The organism is Curtobacterium sp. P97 (genome assembly GCF_023712445.1).
Lineage (GTDB): Bacteria > Actinomycetota > Actinomycetes > Actinomycetales > Microbacteriaceae > Curtobacterium.
The window spans coordinates 94402-109323 of sequence record NZ_JAMAYF010000001.1 but is presented as its reverse complement, the minus strand read 5'-3'; the positions used below and the strand labels follow the sequence as shown (position 1 = coordinate 109323).

The following is a 14922-nucleotide window of genomic DNA, read 5'->3' as shown; positions in this document are numbered from 1 at the left end:
AGTGTGGATGTCTACAGCGCCCACAGATCGTGCCAGGCGACGCCGAAGCCACGGAGCAGCATCGACCGCAGGACCGGCAGCGACAGCCCGACCACGGCCGACGGTGCTCCGTCGATGCGCGTGATGTACGCCGCGGCCCGTCCGTCGATCGTGAAGGCGCCCGCGACCTCGAGGGGCTCGCCCGTCGCGACGTACGCGTCGATCTCCTCGATCGACACGTCCTCGGCGAAGGTCAGCACGGCGCTGTCCACGGCGACGACGTGGTCTCCGGCGGCGACCAGTGTGGACCCGCCCGGCGCGACGTCACCGAGGTGACCGGCGATGCCCAGCGGCCCGCCGTCTGCCGCGTCCACCCGTCGGACGGGAGGCGCGGTGCCGGTCCGCCCCGCGCCTCCAGGCCGGTCCTCGGTCGCGTCCGGGGCCGTGTCGAGACCGCGGTCGAGGCGCCGGTCCACGACGCAGTGGCCGCTCCACAGGGTGCCGCCGCCCGCGGCGAGCATCTGCCGCCACCGTTCCTTCGCGACCTCCGGGTCGTGGGGCTTGCCGTGCAGGACGCCGTCCACCTCGAAGGCGGAGTCGCCGCCGAACACGAAGCCGTCCACGGCGGACCCGGCGACGCGGGCGTTCGCGACGGCGTCCGCCTTGGCGACCGCGAGGAGCCCGACGAGCTCCGGACCGGTGAGCTCCCGGCCGAGCGCGGCCCGCGCGGCGGCGACGGCGGCGTCCTCGTCCACGCCCGGCGCGACGAGCACCGGCTCGATGCCGGTCTGCGCCAGGAGCGCACGGCGGGCGGGGGAGGTACTCGCGAGGTACAGACGCATGGGAACATCGAACCATGGGTGAATCCGTCGGAACGCTGCTCGAACTCGACGTCACCGGGATCGCCCACGGCGGCATCTCGGTGGCACGGCACGAGGGGCGTGTGGTCTTCGTCTCGGACGCGGTGCCGGGCGAGCGCGTCGTCGCGCGCGTGACCGAGGACCGCAAGAAGTCGTTCTGGCGTGCCGACACCGTGTCCGTCCTGTCGCCGAGCGAGCACCGGGTCGACCACGTCTGGCCCGAGGCCGCCCTCGACCGCGACCCCGCCGTGCGCGCCGGCGGTGCGGAGTTCGGGCACATCGCCCTGCCGCACCAGCGCACCCTCAAGCACGACGTCCTGGTCGACGCCTTCGCGCGGTTCGCCCGAACGGACCTCACCGAGGTGCTCGGACACGACGTCATGGTCGAGGCTGCCCCCGGCGACGAGGAGTCGAACGGCCTCGGCTGGCGCACGCGCGTCCGGCTGCACGTCGGCGAGGACGGCACGGCGGGCCCGTTCGCCTCGCGCTCCCACACGGTGGTGCCGGTGGCCTCGCTCCCGCTCGCCTCCGCGCGTGTGCAGGAGAGTGCGCCGCTCGGGCGCGGTGCGATGCCGGGCGCGTCGGTCGTCGACGTCCTCGCGCCGAGCGGCGCCGAGGGGGCCCGGCTCGTCATCGACGAGCAGAAGCCCACCGTCGTGACCGAGGTCGTGGGGGAGCGTTCGTTCACCGTCGACGACAACGGCTTCTGGCAGGTCCACCGCCAGGCGCCGGCCGTGCTCACCGCGGCCGTGCAGGACCTGGTCGACCGTGACCGGCTCGACCCCGAGGGGCAGCACCTCGACCTCTACGGCGGCGTCGGACTGCTCGCGGCGGCACTCGGCGACGTCGTCGGCCCGAAGGCCCGCATCACGAGCGTCGAGAGCGCGGCCCGGGCCACCGAGCACGCGCAGGAGAACCTGGCGGAGTGGATCGGCGCGCGTGCCGAGACCGGCCGCGTGGACCGCTGGCTCGCCCGGACGGCCGCCGACGCGTCCCGACCGGAGCTGCAGCGCTTCCGCGCCGGCACCGTCGTGCTCGACCCGCCGCGGTCCGGCGCGGGCCGCGAGGTCGTCGTGCAGGTCGCCGCGCTCCAGCCCGCGCAGGTCGTCTACGTCGCCTGCGACCCGGTCGCCCTGGCGCGCGACGTCGCGACCTTCGCCGACCTCGGGTACCGGCTCGAGGCGCTGCGTGCGTTCGACCTGTTCCCGCACACCCACCACCTCGAGGCGGTCGCGCGGCTGGTCCCGATCGCCTGACCCCGGGTCCGCAGTGTGACGCGGTGTCCCACAACTCGGAGCCTGGGTCCGACCTGGGTATCCTTGGTCGGTGATCGCTCCCGGCGACAGGGGCCGGGCGCGCATCGGAACGAGAGGTCACCGTGGCAGCAGACACGAACACCAGCAGCGGGACGACCGGACTGGCCACCAGGCCCGTCCGCGTCGCGATCGTCGACGACCACGAGTCCGTGCGGCTCGGCATCCAGGCGGCGTGCCAGAACGAGGGGTTCGAGGTGGTGCTCACCGCCGCGAGCGTGCCCGAGTACGTGGCCCAGCTCGGCGGGCGTGAGGTCGACGTCGTCGTGCTCGACCTGTCGCTCGGCGACGGCTCGACCGTGACCGCGAACGTCAAGGGTGTGCAGGGCACCGGCTCCGCGGTGCTCGTCCACTCGATCGCCGACCGCGTCGCGAGCGTGCGCGAGGCACTGGCCGCAGGGGCGGCCGGCGTCATCCCCAAGTCGTCCGCGACCAAGACCGTGATGGCGGCCGTGGCGACCGTCGCCCGCGGCGACGTGCTCAACAACCTCGAGTGGGCGAGCGCCATCGACGCCGACCGCGACTTCGCCAAGGCGCAGCTCGGACGCCGCGAGCGCGAGATCCTGCACCTCTACGCCTCCGGGCTGCCGCTCAAGCTCGCGGCGCAGCAGCTCGGCATCGGGTACTCGACGGCGCGCGAGTACCTCGACCGTATCCGTGTGAAGTACGTCGAGGTGGGGCGTCCGGCGCCGACGAAGGTCGACCTGCTGCGCCGCGCGGTCGAGGACGGCATCCTGCCCGGGCTCGACTCGGGTATCGACCCCGACGCCGACGGCCGCTGACCCCGATGGCCACCACGGCCGGACCGGCACGGTCGGCAGGTGTCCCGGCCGGGGCGCCCGACGGGTCGGGCTCCGCGACGGACGACGTCGCGCCGACCGAGCCGGCGCCGTTCGGCGTCGACCCCCTGCGCGGTGTGCGACCCGCGCTCACGCAGGCATCGGTCGAACGACTCTTCGCGATCCTCATCGCGGTCGCCGCGGTCGGGTACGGCGCGGTCTACGCGCCCGCCGTCGTGCGGCAGCTGCCGTGGCTCGATCCCGTGTGGGGCCCGGTCGCCGCGGCGGTCCTCGGCGCGTCGTTCGTGGCGGTCGGGGTGTCCGCGTTCGCGCAGCGGTTCGCGCAGGTCGCCCAGATCGTGTGCGCGCTGCTGTTCCTCGTCGTGCTCGTCACGTGGCCGCTCACCGTCCGCGAGCCGATCCCGGACGGTCAGTACCCCTGGCCGTGGTGGTTCCTCACCGTGGGGTCGACGGCGGCGGCGATGGGCTTCGCCCCGTGGCGCGCGACCGTCTACACCGCGCTCGTGCCCGCCGTCTACGTCGTCGTGCGCCTCACGCCGCTCGGTGGCGACGCCGGGGCCAGCGCGGTGCTCCAGGGCGTGTACTCGGCGCTGCTGAGCGGAGCGGTCCTCGTCATCGCCGTGCTCCTCCGTCGGGCCGCCGCCGCGGTGGACGCGGCGCAGGCCACCGCGGTACGGCGCTACTCGCTCGCGATCCGCGAGCACGCGACCGAGGTCGAGCGGGTGCAGGTCGACGCGATCGTCCACGACAGCGTCCTGACCACACTGCTCTCGGCCGCACGCGCGGACACACCCGAGGCGAAGGCCCTCGCCGCCCGCATGGCGCGCAACGCCATCGACCACCTCGGCGCCGCTGCAGCCGACCTGCCGGGGGAGGCCCCGCCCGTGACGGTGCACGACCTCCGTGTCCGCATCACCGACGCCGTCGGAGCGCTCGCCGCTCCCGTCCGGCTGCGGGACGCCCCGGTCGGCGGGCTGCGCATCCCGGCGACGATCGCGGACGCGCTCGCGTCCGCGGCGGTGCAGGCGTGCGTCAACAGCGTGCAGCACGCCGGCGGGGCTGGGGTCGAGCGCTGGGTCCGTGTCGAGCAGCGTGGTGGCGCCGTGCACGTCGAGGTCGGTGACGACGGCGCCGGGTTCGACCTCGCTGCCGTCCCTGCCGCGCGGCTCGGCGTCCGCCGCTCGATCATCGAGCGGGTGCAGGCCGTGGGCGGCACGGCGGTGGTCGCGAGCAACCCAGGAGCGGGCACGCGGGTCCGGCTGGAGTGGCACCCGGAGGTGTCGGCATGAGGGTGTCCCTGCCGGCGAGGATCGCCATCGGGCTCGCCGCGCTGTTCTCCGTCTTCCACCTCGTACTGGGCGTGGCGTCGTTCCCGTTCGTCCGTGACGTCGGTCCGGTGCTCACGTGCATGGCGCTCTACGCCGCCGCGAGTGCCGTCGCGATCTTCCTGCCCGGTCGGACCCTCCCGGTCTGGGCGGCGTGCTTCTCGCTCGCCACCGCGCTGGTCATGCCGGTCATCGCCGCCCCGGTCGTCGACCTGACGGTGAAGGACGACTCGATCACCTGGTGGGTCGCCGCGGTCGGCACGCTCATGGTCGTGCTCGTCGTGCGGGGCCGACGCGCCTTCGCGTGGGTCGGCGTCGGCTTCGTCACGGTCTTCGGTGTGGTCTGGGCAGGACCGGGTGCCTTCGGGGCGCTCGGACTGGTCGGCAACCTGACGTGGGTCGCCGTCGCCACCGGCTTCGCCGTCGCGATGGACCGGGCGACCCGCACCACGCGCGACTTCATCCGAGCCGAGCAGGAGACCGCGGACTGGCAGGCCGCGCAGGACGCCCACGTGTTCGAGCGGCAGTTCCGCCTGAGCCAGACCACCCGGATGGCGCTGCCGATGCTGCAGCAGGTGATCGACCGGGGCGGGGACCTGACCGACGTCGAACGGGCCGAGTGCCTGCACCTCGAGCAGGCGATCCGCGACGAGATCCGCGGACGGTCGCTGCTGTCCGACGACGTCCGTGACGAGGTCATGCGCCTGCGGCGACGGGGGGCCACGGTACAGCTGCACGACGACGGTGGCCTCGACGACCTGGAGATCGACGAGCTCCGCCGGGTGCACGCCGAGATCGCCGGTGCGCTGCGCCGAGCCCGCGAGGCGGACAACGTGATCGTCCGGACGGTGGCCGAGGGGTCGGAGGCGGCGGTCACCATCGTCGGGCTGCGACTGGACACCGCGGCGAGCGAGTCCGCGGCGCTCGGCGTCGGATCGGACGACGACGGCGACGAGGACGACTCGGTGGTGCTCTGGACCGAGATCCCGCGCCGCGCGACGGTCTGAGGCGGCACCGGCGGCCGCCGTCCAGCGTGACGCGCGCGCAAGGCCACCCGGGAACGGGGAACGGGCCGGTCCCGAGGGGCCGGCCCGTTCACGACCCGAGCCTGAGCGACAACCCGAATGTCGCCCTGGCTCGCAGCTGGTCGGAGGCGTCGTACCCTAGTCGGCCACCGACCAACGATGTTCTTCTGGGAAGGACACCGAACACAGACAACTATGCCCGCTGCCCGAAGCCGTGTCAGTCGTCATTATGGGGGACAAGCCACGCCCTCCCGGTGGTTCCGCGGTCGAGGTGTCCCCCGTCCGAGGGGAGACCGACCGGGAAGTGCACCCCGCAACCCGAGTTCGACGACCGGGTCGCGCGGTGCGACAGGGGTACATCGTGCCGCCGGTACCCCCGGACGCGCAAGACCCCCGCCGGGGAACGGCGGGGGTCCGTTGAGGGACGTGCGGCGTGCGGCTCGCAGCCCGTCGGTCAGCGCAACGAGCGGGCCCAGGCGCCGGAGCCGTGCTCGAGCGGCCGGCGGAGGCCACGGGCGGACGCGTCCCACCCGGTCCGTGGTGAGTCGGTGACCTCGGCGCGACCGGTGGCGGCGACCTCGTCGGCCTGCCGCTGGAGCACGGCGACGACGGCCGCCAGCTCCTCCGGCGAGGGGTCGCCCGCGACGACCCGGACGTCGGCGCCGACCGGGCCGTCCGCCGCGGCCGGCACCGCGGCGTCCGCCGGGAGGTGTGCTGCGTGTCGTCCCATCAGAGCGGGATGTTCCCGTGCTTCTTCGGCGGCAGCGACGCGCGCTTCCCGCGCAGCGCCCGCAGCGCCTTGATCACCGAGACCCGGGTCGCGTGCGGCTGGATGATGCCGTCGAGCTCGCCGCGCTCGGCCGCCAGGTACGGTGACGCCACGTTGTAGGTGTACTCGTTCGCGAGCCTGGTGCGCACCGCGGCGACGTCCTCGCCCGCCTCCTCCGCGCGCTTGATCTCGGCCCGGTACAGGATGTTGACCGCACCCTGGCCGCCCATCACCGCGATCTCGGCGGTCGGCCACGCCAGGTTGATGTCCGCACCGAGCTGCTTCGAGCCCATCACGATGTACGCGCCGCCGTAGGCCTTCCGCGTGATGACGGTGACGAGCGGGACGGTCGCCTCGGCGTACGCGTACAGCAGCTTCGCGCCGCGCCGGATCACGCCGGTCCACTCCTGGTCGGTGCCGGGCAGGTAGCCGGGGACGTCGACGAGGGTCAGGATCGGGATGCCGAACGCGTCGCAGAACCGGACGAAGCGGGCTGCCTTCTCGCCGGCGTCGATGTTCAGCGTCCCGGCCATCGCCTGCGGCTGGTTCGCGATGATGCCGACGGTGCGGCCCTCGACGCGGCCGAAGCCGACCATGATGTTCGGGGCGAAGAGCGGCTGGACCTCGAGGAACTCACCGTCGTCGACGATGTGCTCGACGATCGTGGTGACGTCGTACGGCTGGTTCGTCGAGTCGGGGATGACGACGTCGAGCTCGTGGTCGGCGTCGGTCGTCTCGAGTTCCGGGGCGACGTCGTAGGCCGGCGGGTCGGACAGGTTGTTGTCCGGCAGGAAGCCGACGAGGGAGCGCGCGTAGTCGAGCGCGTCGGCCTCGTCCTCGGCCAGGTAGTGCGCGACGCCCGAGACGGCGTTGTGCGTCTGGGCGCCGCCGAGCTCCTCGAAGCCGACGTCCTCGCCGGTGACGGTCTTGATGACGTCCGGACCGGTGACGAACATGTGGCTCGTCTTGTCCACCATGATGACGAAGTCGGTGAGCGCGGGGGAGTACACCGCACCACCGGCTGCCGGCCCCATGACGATGGAGATCTGCGGGATGACCCCGGAGGCCTGGGTGTTCAGGCGGAAGATCTCGCCGTACTTGCCGAGGGCGACGACGCCCTCCTGGATCCGGGCGCCGCCGGAGTCGAGGATGCCGATGATCGGCACACCCGTCTTCAGCGCGTGCTGCATCACCTTGACGATCTTCTCGCCGGCGACCTCGCCGAGGGAGCCACCGAAGACCGTGAAGTCCTGCGCGTAGACCGCGACGTTGCGGCCGTGGATCGTGCCGACGCCGGTCACGACGGCGTCGCCGTAGGGGCGCTTGGCGTCCATGCCGAACGACGTCGTGCGGTGGCGCACGAACTCGTCGAACTCGACGAACGAGTTCTCGTCGAGGAGCTGCTCGATGCGCTCGCGGGCGGTGCCCTTGCCCTTCGCGTGCTGCTTCGCGATGGCGGCCTCGCCCGCGGCGGTCACGGCCTCGTGGTAGCGGTCGCGCAGGTCCGCGAGGCGACCGGCCGTGGTCGAGAGGTCGGGGGTGTCTCCTGTGGTCACCCGCTCACCCTACCGGCGGCCACGGCGGGGCCGGTTGGAGGACCCCCACGGTTCCTGCCCGTAGATTTGCGTGCATGTCCACACCCGTCCCGCCGGTCCTGCCGCGTGCCCGTGCCGTCGTCCAGGCCGCCGGTGGAGTGTTCGACGCCGTCGGGCGCACCGGCTCCACGAACGCCGACCTGCTGGACGTCGCTCCCGGTCGGGCGCACGGCAGCGCCGTGGTCACGCTCGACCAGACGGCGGGGCGCGGGCGGCTCGACCGGTCGTGGAGCGCGCCGACCGGGCAGACGCTCGCGGTGAGCCTGCTCGTCCGCGCCGACCTGGCCGACCGCGACCGCGGGTGGCTGCCCCTGGTCGCCGGCGCCGCGATGCGCGACGCGGTGTCCGCCGTGCTGGGCGACGTCGACGCGGCGACCAGGGCCTCCCGTTCGGCCGCCGACGCCGACGACGCGACGCCCGTGCCGGAGCCGCGTGTCCTGGTGAAGTGGCCGAACGACGTGCTCGTCGACGGACGCAAGGTGTGCGGCATCCTCTGCCAGGTCGCCGCCGACGGCAGCGTCGTCGTCGGCGCCGGCGTGAACCTGACGATCCCGGAGGACGCCCTGCCGACGCCCACCGCGACGTCGTTGGCGGTCGCCGGTGCGACCGGTGACGCCGACGGCCTGGCAGACGCGGTGCTGTCCGCCTGGACGACGGCCGTCCTGGAGGCGGTGCGTGGGCTGGTGGACGGGGGTGCGGCCGCCGGGGCCGTCCGGTCCCACGTCCGCGCAGCGTGCGGCACGATCGGTCGCCGGGTCCGTCTGGAACTGCCCGACGGCACCGTCGACGAGGTCGACGCCACCGGCATCGACGACGACGGTCGCATCACGATCCGGGATCGGGACGGCCGATCCAGGGGCGTCGCGGTGGGGGACCTCACCCACCTGCGCTATGCATGACGGCATGACCGCCGAGCCGCCGCCCGAACGCGTGGTCGCTCGGCTGCGGCCGCACGCGCGCCGACTCGTCCGTCCGGCCGTCTTCGTCGTGGTCGTCGCGCTGGCAGGGGGCTTCGGCTTCGGCGTGTTCCGCGCACAGCTCGCGTGGTTGAACGCGGTCGTCGCCGGACTGACGGTCCTGCTCGTCGTGCTCGGCGGCCTCGTCCCGCTGCTGCGGTGGATGTCCGAGCGGTACGTGGTGACGACCCGGCGGCTCGTGGTGGTCCGTGGTCTCGGCACCCGGACCCGTCGCGAGCTCCTGCACTCCCGCGGGTACGACGTCACGGTGCGGCGCCGCGGCCTGCAGGGGGTGTGGCGGTCCGGTGACGTGCTCGTCTTCCCCGGCGAGGACACGCCCGTGGTGCTCGCCGACGTCCCGCACGCCGACCTCGTGGTGGCCGTGCTGCACGACCTGGTCGAGGCGCACGAGGCCCGCCGACGGCACCGCGAGCCGGACTGGGACGAGATCGTCGGGGGACCCTCGCGACCCGCCTGGGGCGACCCCGGTCGGTGAGGTGCCGAGCGCCCGGAGTGGGAGTCTTCCTCGTTACCCGGTAGCGTCGTCCCGTGCGTATCTCCGTCATCGGCTGCGGGTACCTCGGTGCCGTGCACGCCGCTTCCATGGCCAAGCTCGGACACGAGGTCGTCGCGGTCGACGTCGACCCGACCAAGATCGAGCGTCTCGCCGCCGGCGAGGCCCCCTTCTTCGAGCCCGGGCTGCCCGAGATCCTGACCGAGGCCCTGGCGTCCGGTCGCATCCGCTTCACCACCGACATGGCGGAGGTCGCCGGGTCCGCCGTGCACTTCCTCGCGGTCGGCACCCCGCAGGGTCCCACCGGTGCCGCGGACATGCGGTACGTCGACGCCGCGGTCGCCTCGCTCACGCCGCACCTGTCGGCCGGTGCGTTCGTCGTGGGCAAGTCGACCGTCCCGGTCGGCACCGCCGCGCGCCTGGCCGCCGAGGTCGAGGCGGCGGTCCCCGGTGCGACCCTGGTGTGGAACCCGGAGTTCCTGCGCGAGGGCTTCGCCGTGCAGGACACCATCTCGCCCGACCGTTTCGTCTACGGCGTTCCGGAGGGCGAGGCCGGCGAGCGTGCCGTCGCGGCCCTCGACGAGGTGTACGCGCAGGCGCTCGCCGCGGGGACGCCCCGCCTCGTGGTGAACCTGCCCACGGCGGAGCTCGTGAAGATCAGCGCGAACGCGTTCCTCGCGACGAAGATCTCGTTCATCAACTCGATGGCCGAGATCGCCGAGGTCGCCGGCGCCGACGTCACGGCGCTCGCCGACGCGATCGGGCACGACGACCGGATCGGTCGGAAGTTCCTCAACGCCGGTCTCGGCTTCGGCGGCGGCTGCCTGCCGAAGGACATCCGCGCGTTCCAGGCCCGCGCCGACGAGCTGGGCGTGGGGGAGTCCCTCGCCTTCCTGGCCGACGTGGACGCCACCAACCTCCGTCGACGCGCGCACGCGGTCGACCTCGCCACGGAGATGCTCGGTGGGACGGTCACCGGGAAGCGCGTCGCCGTGCTGGGCCTGGCATTCAAGCCGAACTCGGACGACGTCCGCGACTCCCCGGCGCTCGACATCGCGGCACGCCTGCACGAGCTCGGCGCGTCGGTGGCGGCGTACGACCCGGAGGCGATCGAGACCGCCCGTCGGCTGCACCCGGAGCTCGAGTACGTCGGATCGCCGACCGAGGCGGTCACCGGCGCGGACATCGTGCTCGTGCTGACCGAGTGGTCGGTGTTCCGTGCGCTCGACGCGGACGAGGTCGCCTCGCTCGTCGCGTCGCCGGTCGTGGTCGACGGTCGGAACTGCCTCGACCGCGAGGCCTGGACCGCCGCGGGCTTCACCTACCGGGGCATGGGCCGCTAGCACGACGGTGACGGACGGCCGGGCGGACGCGATCCGCCCGGCCGTCCGTCGTCCGTGCTCCCCGTGTTGCTCGCGCTCGGGGCGGTCCGTCCCGGCGGGTACGGCCCAGGTCAGCCGCCGACGCGCACGACCTGCACGCGGCACGGCTCGACGGCGGCGCCCTTGCTGTCCTGGCAGGTGCTGTCGATGACGAAGTCCTCGGTCACCTGCCCGACGGCGCTGAGGTCCGGGGCCATGGCGTCCTGCGGGGTGAACTGCAACCAGTACTGCACCCCGGCGCGCTCGAGCAGGCCGACGAAGGACGGGTCCGTGATGTCGTACCGCTGGGAGTCGCGCCCGGCGACCTGCGCGTCGAAGCGGAACGCGAGCTGCACCATGCCGCGCGCGTTCGAGCCGGAGATGAGACTGCCGGCGGGCACGGCATCCCTCGCCGCCAGCGCGTCGACCAGGGGCTCGTCCGGGCGCAGGGTCGGCCCGGTGACGGCCAGCGGCTCGGCGCCGATCGACCCGCCGTTCACTGACGAGAACGGCGCGGCGATCCCGAGCGCGTTCTGCGTCACCGAGGCGGTGAGCACGAGCAGGCAGCCGGCGACGGCCACGACACGCCGGAGCAGGTGTCCCCGACCGATGCGGCGCCAGACGTCGGGCAGGAGCGTGGCCACGATGATCACGGTGCCGGAGAACAGCGGCAGGTAGTAGCGCGCGTTCCCGCCGAAGGACTCCACGGTCGCGATCCCCGCGTACCCGAGCCAGTACACGCCGGTGGCGACGGCAGCGACGACGGCCAGCGTGTGCCGCCGTGTGTCGACGACCCGGAGGAGGAGCCCGACGGCGAACAGCACCCCGATCCAGGTGGCGAAGGGCGCGAACGAGCTGATCCGCATCTGGTAGTACGGCAGCGCGTCGAGCCGCTGTGAGACGTAGTAGGTGAGCTTGCCGACCAACGTCGTCGTCGCCGACGCCGTCGCGCCGTCGGTCGGGGCTGGGTCAGCGGACTGCGTCGTCCGCGGTGCCGTCAGGGCGCGTCCGTCGTAGACGCTGGGTGTGCGGTCCTCGGCGGGTGAGAACGCCGTGGCGTTCGGGGGCAGGGGGAACACGTAGTCGTCGCCGGGCCCGTCGGCGGCATCGGTGAACTTGCTCTCGGTGTTGACGACGAGGGAGGAACCGGCGGTGACCGTGTGGTACTTGAGCGACAGCGCGGTCACCCAGGGTGCGGCCACGACCACGAGGGCGACGAGCGCTGCGGTGAGCAGGACGCCGGAGCGACGGAGGGCGGCACGGTCCCGGTGGTCGGTCTGCCACCAGCGCAGGGCGAACCAGAGCGGGACCACGACGACGAAGACGGGGACGAGGAACAGCTTGGCGAAGAAGCCGAACGCGCAGAGGGCGCCGAGTCCGGCCCCGACGACGATCCGCCGCCGGAGCGTGCCGTTCCGTGCGCCGTCCGCGACGAGGAGCACCCACACGAAGGCGACGAACCAGAGCAGCACCAGCAGGTCCGGCGTCTGCCGTGCGACGTTCGCGAGGAGCACCGGCGTGGTCGCCGCCGAGGTGAAGGCAGCCGCCCAGCCGCTGCGCGTCACCCGGAGGACGAGCCAGGCGCCGAGGACCAGGATCGCGACGCAGGCGAGGGCGTTCACGGTCACGTACGACGTCGTGAGACCGAGGCCGGCGCGGACGAACGGGGCCATGAGCCACGAGACCAGGGGCGACCAGTAGGCGTTCACGGCGTCGCCGAGGTCACCGGCCGCGTACTGCCGCGCGATGCCCATGTAGGAGACGCCGTCGATGTTCGTGATCGACAGTCGGCTCCGGTACGCCATCGACACGACGGGGACGGCGAGCAGGACCACGAGGACGGCGTTCAGCACGACCGCGGACCGCGACACCTGCGGGAGCGGACCGGGGACCGGGCTCGCGTCACTCCGCGCAGGACATTCCGCGGTGGCGGCGTGACTCATCGGACCCTCTCTTCCGCGACCGGTCGGCGTCCCGGCACACGGTCGTCCACGATACCGGTCGGCCGCGGCGGGGAGGGGCGACGCACTCCCCGTGCGCCGCGGCCGGGCAGTCAGTGTCGCGGGAGGGGGAGTGGACGGGATATCGTCGAGCCGATGTCCGGAAGCGCGCACGACACCGCACCGTCGAGTCGTGCGGTCGCGCACGCGACGGCGGTCCGACCGCACGGCGGAGGCCGCCCGGCCGGCGCCGGCAGCAGCTCGGGCGACCGGCTCGCGTGGGTCGGCGAGCTCCTCACACGCCCGTGGGTCCTCCGGGCGACGCTCGTGGCCTTCGTGCTGCTCGGCGTGGTGTTCGCGGTGGTGCTGCACTACCCGGTGGTCGACGGGAACGGCAACGTGCCCTACGCCGGCACCATCGCCCCCGACGAACACCGGCACATCGCGAACATCCTCTTCTACGCGCAGCGGTCCGTCGCAGCGGGGCCGATCATCGACAGCGTGCCGACCCGGGACCTGGCGATGGGTGAGGTCCTGCGGTTCCCGAGCTACGCGTACTACTACGTGATGAGCTTCCCGGTGAAGCTGATGCTGCACGAGTCGGTGCCGTACGGCTGGGTGGTCGTGTCCCTGCGGCTCGTCAACGTGGTGTTCGGCGCGCTCGGTCTCGTCGCCGTCCGGCGTCTCGTCGAGGCCATCGGGTTCTCCGCGCCGACGGCCGTCCTGACCACCGTGCTCCTGGCCTTCACCGGCCGCTACGTCTGGCAGTCGGCGGCGGTCAGCTACGACGCCCCGGCCACGACCCTGTTCCTGGTCTGCCTGCTCCTCACGGTCCGGTACGTCCGCGACCCCGCTTCGGCGGCGCTGGGCGGAGCGGTCGTCGCCGGCGCATGGGCGATCATCACGAAGTACACGTTCCTGCCCTTCGTGGTCGTCGCGATCGTCCTCGCGATCGTCCTCGTCGCGCAGCGCGACGGTCTCCGCCGCGCGCTCGACCCCCGCCGTGCGGCGTCGGACCTGGCGACGGACCTGCGTCGCCGGACCGTCAGGACGACCGCTCGGCTCGTCGCGTTCGTCGTCGCGGCCGTCGTCCTCGTCGAGCGGTACGGGATCAACCTGGTGCGCTACCGCCAGGTCAACCCGGACTGCGACAAGCTGCACACGCACCAGCAGTGCCTGACCTTCGACATCTACGCGCGCAACTACGCCTTCGAACGCGTGCACGACCTCGACATCGTCACGGGGAAGTCGCAGCCGTCCGTCGACGCCCTCGAGTTCGTCGGACGCTGGTGCACCACCTACCTGCAGTCGATCTTCTTCTACCGGGACCGGAACTCCGCCTGGGTGCTCGATCCCGGCGTGGCACTGCTCGGCACGGTCGTGTTCGTCGCCGCGTGCCTCGCCCTGCTCCTCACCCTCCGGAAGCTGCTGCGGAGCAGGGCCACGGTCTGGGCGTTCGCGATCGCCGCGGTGTACGTGGTCGCCATGTTCGTGTTCAACGTGCGGACGGTCCTGCAGCTCGACCAGGAGCTCGCCTTCTCCGGGCGCTACCTGTTGCCGGTCCTGCCGATCGTCTACGCGTTCGCCCTGGCAGCGGGGCTGGCCTCGTGGCGATCCCTGCCCGTCGGGGTGCGACGCGTCGCGGGCGTCCCACTGGCGGTGGTCGTGCTCGTCGTACTCGTCCTGTACTCGACGCCGGTGGCCTTCTTCGCCAACGCCCGCGACCCGAGCTGGTACTCGGACGTCGCCCTGCGTGTGCTGCCGGACTGGCTCACCGGATCGTCGGGAGGCGGGGCATGACGGACGTCCAGCGCACCAGGCGCCGTTCCCGGCCACGGACCCTGGCGGTCGTCGGCATGGTCGTGCTCCTCGCAGCAGCCGGTGCGGTCGTCCTCGACCGCACCTCCGCCGGTCCGGCCACCGAGACGATCGGCGGCTGCGCCGTCGTCGACGCGCCGTCCGTGGACCACCGGACGCACTGCCCGCGCGTGGACCTCGCCGGTGCCGACCTGCGCCAGCGTGACCTCCGGCTCGCCGACCTCCGTGGTGCGGACCTGTCCGGCGCCGACCTGACCGGCACCATCCTGTACGGTGCCGACCTGACCGGCGCGGACCTGCGGGGGACCGACCTCACGCAGACCGACCTGACCGGGGCCTCGATCACGGACGCGCGACTCGGCGACACCCGGTTCACCGATGCCGTGATCAGCAGCATGCGGATCTCCGGTACCCCGCTCGCCGCGGTCGCCGGATCCGCGACGACGGACGGCCAGGACCCGGTGTTGCTCCGGTGGACGTCCGGGACGCAGCCCGGCATCGTCGACAACACCTGCGTGAACCGCGAGGGCCTCTTCTACCCGGGCACGACCCCGGTGACCTGCTACGTGAAGACCGGGCCGTCCCCGGAACAGACGCTCGAGTACACGATCGAGATGTCGGTCGACCAGGGCGAGGGCTGAGGCCGCGACACCGGTCCCGACGGCAC

The 14922-nt window shown here is 73.0% G+C and carries 13 protein-coding genes; 9 read left to right on the top strand and 4 right to left on the bottom strand.

Annotated elements, in window-relative coordinates:
* Positions 1-11 precede the first annotated feature (11 nt).
* Positions 12-821 carry a nucleoside triphosphate pyrophosphatase gene (locus M3677_RS00475; protein WP_251159535.1) on the bottom strand — a complete coding sequence of 270 codons (810 nt, stop codon included), beginning with the start codon at positions 819-821 and terminating at the stop codon, positions 12-14.
* 14 nt (positions 822-835) lie between these two features.
* Between M3677_RS00475 and M3677_RS00470 the strand changes: the two genes are divergently transcribed.
* The 4 genes from M3677_RS00470 to M3677_RS00455 all read left to right on the top strand — a co-directional run bounded on the left by M3677_RS00470 (position 836) and on the right by M3677_RS00455 (position 5284).
* The gene (locus M3677_RS00470; RefSeq protein WP_251159534.1) at positions 836-2095 is read left to right on the top strand and encodes a class I SAM-dependent RNA methyltransferase; all 1260 of its coding nucleotides are present in this window, start codon (positions 836-838) and stop codon (positions 2093-2095) included.
* Between the two features lie 122 nt (positions 2096-2217).
* On the top strand, positions 2218-2934 hold the full coding sequence (locus M3677_RS00465) for a response regulator transcription factor (protein ID WP_251155536.1): 717 nt from the start codon (positions 2218-2220) through the stop codon (positions 2932-2934).
* A gap of 5 nt (positions 2935-2939) precedes the next feature.
* The gene (locus M3677_RS00460; RefSeq protein WP_251159533.1) at positions 2940-4241 is read left to right on the top strand and encodes a sensor histidine kinase; all 1302 of its coding nucleotides are present in this window, start codon (positions 2940-2942) and stop codon (positions 4239-4241) included.
* Complete coding sequence (locus M3677_RS00455; RefSeq protein WP_251159532.1) at positions 4238-5284, top strand: hypothetical protein; 1047 nt, start codon at positions 4238-4240, stop codon at positions 5282-5284. Before M3677_RS00460 ends, M3677_RS00455 begins: the two co-directional genes overlap by 4 nt.
* 472 nt (positions 5285-5756) lie before the next feature.
* Here M3677_RS00455 and M3677_RS00450 read toward each other — a convergent pair whose 3' ends face one another.
* Together M3677_RS00450 and M3677_RS00445 are read right to left on the bottom strand one after the other, a co-directional pair.
* Positions 5757-6032, bottom strand: coding sequence for an acyl-CoA carboxylase subunit epsilon (locus tag M3677_RS00450; RefSeq protein WP_251159531.1), 276 nt, complete (start codon positions 6030-6032; stop codon positions 5757-5759).
* Positions 6032-7627 (bottom strand): acyl-CoA carboxylase subunit beta, encoded by a 1596-nt coding sequence (locus M3677_RS00445; RefSeq protein ID WP_251159530.1) that lies wholly within the window; start codon positions 7625-7627, stop codon positions 6032-6034. The genes M3677_RS00450 and M3677_RS00445 overlap by 1 nt, the downstream gene beginning before the upstream one ends.
* Positions 7628-7701: 74 nt before the next feature.
* On the opposite strand from M3677_RS00445, the gene M3677_RS00440 reads away from it, so the two are divergent.
* From M3677_RS00440 to M3677_RS00430, 3 genes are read left to right on the top strand one after another with little or no spacing between them, the layout of a single operon-like run.
* Entirely contained in the window at positions 7702-8565 is an 864-nt protein-coding gene (locus M3677_RS00440) for a biotin--[acetyl-CoA-carboxylase] ligase (RefSeq protein WP_251159529.1), read from the top strand.
* Positions 8566-8569: 4 nt separating this feature from the next.
* The gene (locus tag M3677_RS00435) at positions 8570-9118 is read left to right on the top strand and encodes a PH domain-containing protein (RefSeq protein ID WP_251155541.1); all 549 of its coding nucleotides are present in this window, start codon (positions 8570-8572) and stop codon (positions 9116-9118) included.
* A gap of 53 nt (positions 9119-9171) precedes the next feature.
* A complete protein-coding gene (locus tag M3677_RS00430; RefSeq protein ID WP_251159528.1) occupies positions 9172-10479 on the top strand; it encodes a UDP-glucose/GDP-mannose dehydrogenase family protein in 1308 nt (435 codons plus the stop codon).
* 110 nt (positions 10480-10589) lie between these two features.
* Here the strand turns inward: M3677_RS00430 and M3677_RS00425 are convergent, their stop codons facing one another.
* Positions 10590-12368, bottom strand: coding sequence for a hypothetical protein (locus M3677_RS00425; protein ID WP_251159527.1), 1779 nt, complete (start codon positions 12366-12368; stop codon positions 10590-10592).
* A 225-nt stretch (positions 12369-12593) separates the two neighbouring features.
* On the opposite strand from M3677_RS00425, the gene M3677_RS00420 reads away from it, so the two are divergent.
* Positions 12594-14237, top strand: coding sequence for a glycosyltransferase family 39 protein (locus M3677_RS00420; RefSeq protein WP_251159526.1), 1644 nt, complete (start codon positions 12594-12596; stop codon positions 14235-14237).
* Positions 14234-14896 carry a pentapeptide repeat-containing protein gene (locus M3677_RS00415; protein ID WP_251159525.1) on the top strand — a complete coding sequence of 221 codons (663 nt, stop codon included), beginning with the start codon at positions 14234-14236 and terminating at the stop codon, positions 14894-14896. Before M3677_RS00420 ends, M3677_RS00415 begins: the two co-directional genes overlap by 4 nt.
* Positions 14897-14922: the final 26 nt, after the last annotated feature.